The 9,440-nt window shown below is 70.6% G+C and carries 7 protein-coding genes and 1 pseudogene; 1 reads left to right on the top strand and 7 read right to left on the bottom strand.

The genetic code is table 11. The features are described 5' to 3' along the window. Together ACIRL2_RS51035 and clpB are read right to left on the bottom strand one after the other, a co-directional pair. Positions 1 to 782 (bottom strand): annotated as a pseudogene (locus tag ACIRL2_RS51035) (Fe-S oxidoreductase); the annotation flags it as partial. A 360-nt stretch (positions 783 to 1,142) separates the two neighbouring features. Next, positions 1,143 to 3,764, bottom strand: a complete 2,622-nt coding sequence (gene clpB / locus ACIRL2_RS51030; RefSeq protein ID WP_395864703.1) for an ATP-dependent chaperone ClpB — start codon at positions 3,762 to 3,764, stop codon at positions 1,143 to 1,145. 165 nt (positions 3,765 to 3,929) lie between these two features. Here clpB and ACIRL2_RS51025 point away from each other — a divergent pair, with 165 nt between their 5' ends. Beyond that, positions 3,930 to 4,595, top strand: coding sequence for a nucleoside/nucleotide kinase family protein (locus tag ACIRL2_RS51025; protein WP_402242616.1), 666 nt, complete (start codon positions 3,930 to 3,932; stop codon positions 4,593 to 4,595). A 28-nt stretch (positions 4,596 to 4,623) separates the two neighbouring features. Here ACIRL2_RS51025 and ACIRL2_RS51020 read toward each other — a convergent pair whose 3' ends face one another. From ACIRL2_RS51020 to ACIRL2_RS51000, 5 genes are all read right to left on the bottom strand, one after another. Then, positions 4,624 to 6,453, bottom strand: coding sequence for a TIGR03767 family metallophosphoesterase (locus ACIRL2_RS51020; RefSeq protein ID WP_395864699.1), 1,830 nt, complete (start codon positions 6,451 to 6,453; stop codon positions 4,624 to 4,626). Between the two features lie 178 nt (positions 6,454 to 6,631). Further along, a complete protein-coding gene (locus ACIRL2_RS51015) occupies positions 6,632 to 7,096 on the bottom strand; it encodes a heat shock protein transcriptional repressor HspR (RefSeq protein WP_395864697.1) in 465 nt (154 codons plus the stop codon). 1 nt (position 7,097) lies between these two features. After that, complete coding sequence (gene dnaJ / locus ACIRL2_RS51010; protein ID WP_395864695.1) at positions 7,098 to 8,270, bottom strand: molecular chaperone DnaJ; 1,173 nt, start codon at positions 8,268 to 8,270, stop codon at positions 7,098 to 7,100. A 121-nt stretch (positions 8,271 to 8,391) separates the two neighbouring features. After that, complete coding sequence (grpE, locus tag ACIRL2_RS51005) at positions 8,392 to 8,985, bottom strand: nucleotide exchange factor GrpE (protein ID WP_391589215.1); 594 nt, start codon at positions 8,983 to 8,985, stop codon at positions 8,392 to 8,394. Further along, on the bottom strand, positions 8,982 to 9,440 hold a 459-nt coding region (locus tag ACIRL2_RS51000; protein WP_402242611.1), incomplete at its 5' end, for an Hsp70 family protein. The genes grpE and ACIRL2_RS51000, both read right to left, overlap by 4 nt.

The raw sequence follows: 9,440 nt of genomic DNA, 5'->3' as shown, positions 1-9,440 counted from the left end.
GCCAACGCACCCAACGCGACACCACCATCGGCATCACGCTTGAAATAGATGTTGAAGAACGCCAGGAACCGATGCCAGGCCACACCCATACTCGGGTTCAGCCCGATCGTCACCGCCCAGGCGCCGGTCGCGGTGAGCTTGATCATCGCGGTCAGGTAGACCAGGTTCTCCAGCGTGGACTCGCCCAGGTCCTGGAAGGCCAGGCTGAGCGGGTACGACGCGAAGAAGCCCGCCTCGTAGTGGTCCACCCCGAGCAGGGCGGCCTCCAGGGCGCGCAGCGTCAGGATCGCGAGGCCGATCACCAGGATCGTCCACTCGACGTAGTACGCCTGCCACGACACCGAGCCGGCGAAGCGCGACTTGCGGCCCGGGCGCGAGGGCAGGCTCAGCTGCCGGATGACCATCAGCACCACGATGCCGACGAACGTGGCGAGCGCGATGAACTCGGTGAACAGCTCGTACGGCAGCCAATCGCCGATGAGCGGGAACACCCAGTGCGCGTCGAAGAGCTGCACGATGGCGGTGATGATGGTCAGGCCGAGGGTCAGGAAGCCGACGGCCACGAACCAGTGGGCCACGCCGACGACGCCCCACTTGAGCATTCGGGTGTGGCCGAGGAACTCCCGGCCGAGGGTCGCGGTGCGCTGCGCGGGCTGTCCGGTTCGGCTGCCGTCCGGCTGGCCTACCTGGACGAAGCGGTAGATATGCGCGACGGCGCGCGCCGCGAGCGCGGCGCCGACCACCAAGGTGACCAGCGAGATCACGATCGCTGCGAGCTGCATGGGCGTTCGGCTCCTCCGGTGGGACGTCCCTTCCGGGGCGTGTATCGGCCGACAGCGTACGGCCGTGCGGGCATCTTACCCGCTGGTAACTTAACCACTGCGTCGATGATATCTGTCACGCTGGACGCTACCGGCTTCGCGGGTTTTGTCCGCTTCATCCGGTGCTAGGCGATCTTGTCGTGCCGCGCATGGCGCACCATCCTCGGCGCACCGCGTGACCGGAGCCGACCCGACCGAACCCCAGACGTGTGACGCACCGTCAGATAACTCCGCATGCATGCTGCCATGCCGAAGCGCCGGGACCCGCAACAGGTCCCGGCGCCGCGGCATTCGTGGCCGACTCGGCCCCGAACCCGCTCGTCAGAGCGTCTTCGCCGGCACCCGCTCCTGCGGCTGCACCACCAGCGTGTCGCTCGCCTCGTCCAGGTCGACCACGACCGTGTCGCCGTCGTCGATCTCGCCGGCGAGCAGCGCCCGGGCCAGCTTGTCGCCGATGGCGGTCTGGATCAGCCGGCGCAGCGGCCGCGCGCCGTACGCCGGGTCGTACCCGGTCAGCGCGAGCCACTCGCGGGCCGCGTCGGTCACCGTCAGGGTGATCCGGCGGTCCTTGAGCCGGGCGCCGAGCCGATCGACCTGGAGTCCGACGATGTGTGCGAGTTCCGCCGTGCCGAGTGCGTCGAAGAGCACGATGTCGTCGAGCCGGTTGAGGAATTCCGGCTTGAACGCGTTGCGAACCACGTCCATCACCAGGTTCTGCTGCTGCTCCCGGGACAGCGCCGGGTCGACCAGGTACTGGGACCCCAGGTTCGAGGTCAGGATCAGCACCACGTTGCGGAAGTCCACCGTGCGGCCCTGGCCGTCGGTCAGCCGCCCGTCGTCGAGCACCTGGAGCAGGACGTCGAAGACCTCGGGATGGGCCTTCTCCACCTCGTCCAGGAGCACCACCGAGTACGGGCGGCGGCGGACCGCCTCGGTCAACTGGCCGCCCTCCTCGTAGCCCACGTAGCCGGGCGGCGCGCCGACCAGGCGGGCGACCGAGTGCTTCTCCGCGTACTCCGACATGTCGATCCGCACCATCGCGCGCTCGTCGTCGAAGAGGAAGTCGGCGAGCGACTTGGCCAACTCGGTCTTGCCCACACCGGTCGGGCCCAGGAAGAGGAAGGAGCCGGTCGGGCGGTCCGGGTCGGCGATGCCGGAGCGGGCCCGGCGTACCGCGTCGGAGACCGTCGCCACGGCCGCCTTCTGGCCGATCAGCCGGCGACCCAGCTCGTCCTCCATCCGCAGCAGCTTGCCACGCTCGCCCTCCAGGAGGCGGCCGGAGGGGATGCCGGTCCAGGACGAGACCACGTCGGCGACGTCGTCCGGGCCGACCTCCTCCTTGACCATCGCGGTGCCGTGCGTGCCCCGGTCGCCCTCGGTCGCGGCGGCCTCGGCCAGCTCGCGCTCCAGGGTCGGGATCTGGCCGTACATCAGCTTCGAGGCGGTCTCGAAGTCGCCGTCCCGCTGGGCCCGCTCGGCCTCGCCGCGGGCCGCGTCCAGGCGTTCCTTGAGCTCGCCGACCCGGTTCAGGCCGGCCTTCTCCTGCTGCCAGCGCGCGGTCAGCCCGCTGAGTTGCTCCTGCTTGTCCGCGAGGTCCTTGCGCAGTCGCTCCAGCCGGTCCCGGCTGGCCGCGTCGGTCTCCTTGGCCAGCGCCATCTCCTCCATCCGCAGCCGGTCCACCGAGCGCTGGAGTTCGTCGATCTCGACGGGGGAGGAGTCGATCTCCATCCGCAGCCGCGACGCCGCCTCGTCGACCAGGTCGATCGCCTTGTCGGGGAGGAAGCGCGCGGTGATGTAGCGGTCGGAGAGGGTGGCCGCGGCGACCAGGGCCGAGTCGGCGATCTGCACCTTGTGGTGCGCCTCGTACCGGCTCTTGAGGCCGCGCAGGATCGCGATGGTGTCCTCGACGCTGGGCTCGCCGACGAACACCTGCTGGAACCGGCGCTCCAGCGCGGGGTCCTTCTCGATGTGCTTGCGGTACTCGTCCAGCGTGGTCGCGCCGACCAGGCGCAGTTCGCCGCGCGCGAGCATCGGCTTGAGCATGTTGCCCGCGTCCATCGAACTGTCGCCGGTCGCGCCCGCGCCCACCACGGTGTGCAGTTCGTCGATGAAGGTGACGACCTGGCCGTCGCTGGACTTGATCTCGTTCAGGACCGCCTTCAGCCGCTCCTCGAACTCGCCGCGATACTTCGCGCCCGCGACCATCGCGCCCAGGTCGAGCGCGATCAGCCGCTTGTCGCGCAGCGACTCGGGCACGTCGCCCGCCACGATCCGCCTGGCCAGGCCCTCGACGACGGCGGTCTTGCCGACGCCGGGCTCACCGATCAGGACCGGGTTGTTCTTGGTCCGGCGGGACAACACCTGGACCACCCGGCGGATCTCCGAGTCGCGGCCGATCACCGGGTCCAGCTTGCCGTCGCGGGCCTCCTCGGTCAGGTCGCGGCCGTACTTCTCCAGGGCCTGATAGGTGCTCTCCGGGTCCTGGGAGGTGACCCGGGCGCTGCCGCGCACCGCCTTGAAGGAGTCGAGCAGCGCCTGCGGCGTGGCGCCCGCGTCGCGCAGCGCCTCGGCGACCGGGCCGGAGCGGCCGGACGCGAGACCGACCAGGACGTGCTCCGTGGACACGAACGTGTCGCCGAGCTTGTCGGCCTGCTTCTCCGCCTCGTCGAGCGCGAGCATCGTCTCGCGGGCGAGCTGCGGAGCGGCCACCGTTGAGCCGGACGCGCTCGGCAGGCGATCGGAAATCTGGACGGCCGCGACCTTCAGGAGCGGCACGTCCACACCGGCCGCGCCCAGCAGCGGGACCGCGATCCCCTCGGGCTGTTCGAGCAGGGCGAGCAGCAGATGCGCGGGCTCCACCTGGGGGTGTCCCGCCGCGGAAGCCTTGCGGATGGCGACCGAAAGGGCCTCTTGGGCCTTGGTGGTGAGCTTCTGTGCATCCATGTGAGGTGTGCGACTCCTTCGCTTCGGGCACGCGATGTCACGGCCATCATTCCGTCCGTGTCGTGTCCGTATGGCACCCGAACGGTCCTTTGACTGTGGCAACCACAACTAAGTTGAGTCTATTCCACTCAACCGTGCGTCGCTCCGGATGCCTAGACTGCGGACATGCCAGATGTGTCCGGTGCCCTCGAAACACTCGACGCGCTCGCGGATGCGGCGGTACGGCTGATTCCGGCGGCGCCCGGGGCCGATCGGGTCGTGCTCGGCCTCGCCGGTCCGCCGGGTGCCGGGAAGTCCACGCTCGCCGGCCGCCTGGTGCGCGCGATCGAACAGCGGGTCGGCGTCGGTACCGCCGCCTATGTGCCGCTCGACGGGTTCCACCTCTCGAACGTGCAGCTCAAGCGGATCGGCCGACTGCACCGCAAGGGCGCCGTGGACACGTTCGACGTGTGGGGCTACGCGACCACGCTGGCCCGTGTGGTGCACGAGGTGGACCGGGACGTGTACGTGCCGGACTACGACCGCTCGCTGCACGAGCCGGTCGCGGCGCGGCACGTGGTCCGCCCCGGCACCCGGATCGTGGTGACCGAGGGCAACTACCTGGCACTGGACGCTCCCGGCTGGACCGACGCCTACTGCCTGATGACCGAGGTCTGGTACGTGCACGCCTCGGACCGGGTCCGCGACGAGCGGCTGACCAGGCGCCAGCGCCGGGGCGGTCGCAGCGTCGGCGAGGCGATGGCCTGGGTCGCCGGCAGCGACCGTCCCAACGGCGAACTGGTCAAGCGCTCCAAGTCACGCTGCGCCCGCGTGGTGACGGTGGTCTGGTAGACCGCCGGACTCGGCGGACCCGCCTGCTCTACGTGAGCCACGCCGGCGTCGGCACCAGCAGTTCCACGTTGCGGTCCTCGATCCGACCGCGCCGACCGTCCACCTTCGCGTCCGGGCGATCGCGCTCGTGCCAGTCGTTGCCCGCGAGTTCGCGGGCCAGCGCGGCCAGTGCGACCGGGGTGTCCAGCTTGCCGCCGTTGGACTCCGGCCCGGCCGAGTCGACGATGGTGCCGAAGACGGACAGTGTGCCGTTGCGGTTGTCCCCGATCTCCACGATCCGCGCCTGCGAGGGCCAGTCGATGTGCGACGCGGTGTTGACCTCCCAGAAGCCTCCGGGAGCGGCGAAGCCGGCCGGGCGCGGGTGCGGCTTCACGTGGTTGTCGTGGGTGTGCCCGTTCACCCACAGCACGACGTTCGGGAAGCGCAGCAGCAGCGACAAGACCTCGGGGCCCAGGATTCGCGCGGGCTGCCCCGGGGGCACCGTGCGGTTCACCATCGTCTCGATGGTGTGGTGGCTGAACAGCACGAACAGCTTGTCCTGGCCGGTGCCTTGGACCACCTTGCCCTGCTCGTCCAGGTAGCTGGAACTGCCCTTCATCAGGTGGTCCTGGAGCCACGCGAACTGGGTCGGGTCCAGGCAGCCGGAGTCCAGGCCGTACTGGTTCACCGTGTCCAGGACCAGGCAGCGCACCTGACCCTGGTCGAAGCTGTAGTACGCGGTCTTGGCGTCGATGTTCTGCTGGGTGAAGCCGTGGCCCTTGGGCAAGCCGGTGGTGTTGAAGTGCTCCTTGATCGTCTCCGCGCGGTCGATCAGCCGCCGGTCCGGGTCGGCGGTGACCTTGCGCTTGGGGCCCGACATCAGCGCGGCAAGCGCGTCCGGCTTGCCGCTCTGCAGTCCGACCGCGAGCGCGACGACGGTCTCCTTCGCGGATATGTCCAGCACCTTCTCGTCGCCGACCGCGACCTTGCCCAGCAATTCGTTGACCGGCAGGTTGCCCTGGACCAGCCCGTCGTGGTTGCCGTACGCGGTGTACCACGGGGTCTTCAGGCCGGTCGCCTCGAACGGACGCCGGCACGCGTCGAGCAGACCCGGCACGGTGGGGAAACCGAACTCGCGCCTGGGCAGGTCGTCCTTCTGTCCGGCCGGCGTGCCGTCCGGGTGCCAGTAGCGGTCGTTGTACGCGACCGCGTCCATCGGGCCCTCGTACTTGTTCCGGTCGCCCGAGTCGGGGGTGACCTTCTTGCCGCCGTCGAGCACGTCGATGTACCAACGCAGCTCGTTGAACTGGATGTTGTCGGTGTTGTCGCCCGTGCAGATGGTGAACGCCAGGGGTTGGCCCAGCGCCGGGCCCTTGCCGATCCGGTTGAGGGACTGCACCATCGCCTCGGCGATCTGCGCCGTCAGCACCTCCTGCGGGCGGTACGACGACTGGAACGGCAGCAGCTTGGCGAACGGCTGGTCCTTGTCGCTGTGCCGGTCCAGGAAGTCCACCCGCGCGGTCGACTGGGAGTCCTGGATGTGGATGTCCGTCAGTTGGGTGAAGGCCACCAGGGGTCGGCTCTTCGTCTTGTCGCCGGGACCGGCGCCGGGGGCCAACTCGTTGCGCAGCAGGTGCGGTTCGCCGGGGCCGGCGACCACCTTGCGGTAACCGCCCGGGCCGGGCGGGCCGAGCAGCAGGGTGCGCTCCAGGGTGGTGCCGGCCGCGCCTGCGGCGCCGCCCGAGGTCGGGGCGCCGGGCTTGGGCGCGTCGCTCGACTTGTTGACCGGCGACTCCTCGGCGTCGGTGCACGCCGCCGCTCCCAGCAGTGCCGCGCCCGCGGCCGAGTACTTCAGGACGTCCCGACGATTCGGCTTCATGCGGCGACCCTACTGACGCGTATTGAGCGGCATCAAGGATGTGCCGAGGCCACCCGAACGGCCGCCCCGCACGAAACGGCGGGCCGACCCCCGCGAACGAGGCCGCGGCCCACACGGACGAAGGGGCGCGGCCGAAGCCCCGCCCCTCCCGGATCTCGTGCGGCCCGTGCGCCGGGCGTCAGTCGGTGCGCCCGCGCCTGGGCTTCCACACCACGAGCGCGGTGCCCGCCTGCGGCCGGACCGGGACCAGATCGCGTCGGTAGGACGCGTGTACGGCCGCCTCGCGCCGGGCGCTCGCGTCCGTCGCCTCGTGCAGCGCGTGCTCCAACTCGGCCACCCGCACGCTCAGCGCGAGCACCTGGTTCTCCAGCTCCAGGATCCGCTTGATCCCGGCGAGGTTGATGCCGGCCTCCTGGGAGAGCCGCTGCACCTCGCGCAACTGGACGATGTCGCGGGCGGAGTAGCGCCGCCCGCGACCGGCCGTGCGGTCCGGCGAGACCAGGCCGAGTCGGTCGTACTGGCGCAGCGTCTGTGGATGCAGGCCGGACAGTTGCGCGGCCACCGAGATCACGTAGACCGGAGAGGTCTCGTCGATCTCGTAGCCACGCCGCCCGCCGTCGCCGCCCAAGCCGCCCGGTCGCATGTCATGCCCCCTTCGCCGCGTCCAACAGATCGGCTCGGGGATCGTGCGCGACGGTCGCCTCGCGGAACGCCTCCAGCGCCTCGCGCGCCTTGTCGTTCAGCTGCTGTGGGACCGTCACCTCGACGGTGACCAGGAGGTCGCCCCGAGTGCCGTCCTTGCGTGCCGCACCGCGCCCGCGGACGCGCAGCGTGCGGCCGTTGCCCGTGCCCGCGGGGAGCTTGAGCGTGACCGGGATGCCGCCCAGGGTGGGCACGGTGACCTCCGCCCCCAGCACCGCCTCCGGAAAGGTGACCGGCACGGTGACGGTGAGGTTGTCGCCCTTGCGGCCGAATACGGAGTGCGTCTTGACGTGCACCACGACGTACAGGTCGCCGGAGGGGCCGCCGCGCTCGCCGGGAGCGCCCTTGCCCTTGAGCCGGATCCGCTGTCCGTCCTGAACCCCGGCCGGGATCCGGACCTGCATCGTGCGCGAACTCTTGGCCCGACCGCTGCCGTTGCACACGATGCACGGGTCGTCCACCAGCAGCCCGCGGCCCTTGCAGTCGCGGCACGGCTCGGAGAAGCCGAAGCCGCCCTGCGGACGGCTGACGTTGCCCGAACCCGCGCAGGTGGGACACATCCGCGGGGTGGTGCCCGCGGCCGCGCCCGTGCCGTTGCAGTGCCGACACGGCTCGGAGCTGGTCAGCCGGATCGGGACGGTCGCGCCGTCCACCGCGTCCGCGAAGCCGAGGGTGACCTCGGACTCCACGTCCGAGCCGCGTCGGGGCTGCTGCCGTCCGGTCTGCCGACCGCCGCCGAACAGCCCGCCGAAGATGTCGCCCAGGCCGCCGGTGTTGCCCGCGCCGCCCTGCTGGCCACCGAAGATGTCGCCGAGGTCGAAGGGGAAGCCGCCGGCCCCGCCCTGCCCGCCGCCGGGGCCGCGGAAGCCACCTCCGCTGCCGAACAGGGTCCGTGCCTCGTCGTACTCCTTGCGCCGCTTGTCGTCGGCGAGCACGTCGTAGGCTTCCGAGATCTCCTTGAACCGCTCCTCCGCCTTGGTGTCACCCTTGTTCTTGTCCGGGTGGAACTCGACGGCGAGCTTGCGGTAGGCCTTCTTGATCTCGGCGGTGCCGGCGTCCTTGGGGACGCCGAGCACCTTGTAGTAGTCCTTCTCCAGGTAGTCCTTCGTACTCATGCGCCCCTCGCCGATCGGGTCGGGGTGCCCTCGTGCTCCGAGCGCCCGTTTCCGGATCCACTCCACCCGCGCATCGGCGTCCCTCCTCTCCGCTTCTCGTTGTCTGGTTCCCGGTGACGGTTCAGCTTCCGGCCGCTTCGCCCGACTCCTCCGGACCGCCCTCGGCGTCCGCTGTGGGCTCCGCGACCGCCACCCGCGCCGGACGGATGATCCGCTCGCCGACCTGGTAGCCGGGCTGCAGGATCTCCACGCACGTGGGCTCGGTGACATCGGTCGCGTACGAGTGCAGCAGCGCCTCGTGCACCGTCGGGTCGAACGGGTCGCCCTTGGAACCGAAGCTCTGCAGCCCCATCTTGGCCACGATCGACTCCAGCGACTCGGCGACCGACTTGAAGCCGCCCGCCAGTTCGCCGTGGTCCCGGGCCCGACCGATGTCGTCGAGCACCGGCAGCAGTTCGCTCAGCACCTTGATGGCGGCCAGTTCGCCCGCCACGTTGCGGTCCCGCTCGACGCGCTTGCGGTAGTTCGCGTACTCGGCCTGGAGCCGTTGCAGGTCGGCGGTGCGCTCACCGAGCTGGTTGCGCAGCTCGGCGGCCTCCGCCGCCCCGGGGGCCGGGGCCGCCGCCGAGGCGGCGGTCCCGGTTTCCGGCTTCGGCTCTGTCTCTTGGGCGTCGCCCGGGACGGCGCCGTGGTTCGAGCCGGTCCCTTCGGTCACGCAGCACCGCCCTTACGGTCCTCGTCGACGATCTCGGCGTCCACGACGTCGTCGTCGGCAGTGTTGCCCGCGCCGTCGCCGGGCGAACCGGCCGCGCCCTCGGTACCGGGCTGCGCGTTCGCGTACATCGCGGTGCCCAGCTTCTGGCTCGTGGTGCTGACCTTCTCCGCGGCGTCGCGGATCGCGGCCAGGTCCTCGCCCTTGAGCGCGTCCTTGAGCTCGGTGAGCGACGTCTCGACCTCGGTCTTGACGTCGGCGGGCACCTTGTCGCTGTTGTCCTTGATGAACTTCTCGGTGGTGTACACCAGTTGCTCGGCCTGGTTGCGGGTCTCCGCGGCCTCGCGACGCTGGTGGTCCTCCTCCGCGTGCGCCTCCGCCTCGCGCATCATCCGGTCGATGTCGTCCTTCGGCAGGCCCGAGCCGCCGGTGATGGTCATCGACTGCTCCTTGCCCGT

Origin of the sequence: Embleya sp. NPDC127516, from assembly GCF_044765325.1 — a bacterium.
Classification (GTDB): domain Bacteria; phylum Actinomycetota; class Actinomycetes; order Streptomycetales; family Streptomycetaceae; genus Embleya.
This window is presented reverse-complemented; position numbering and strand designations above follow the sequence as displayed.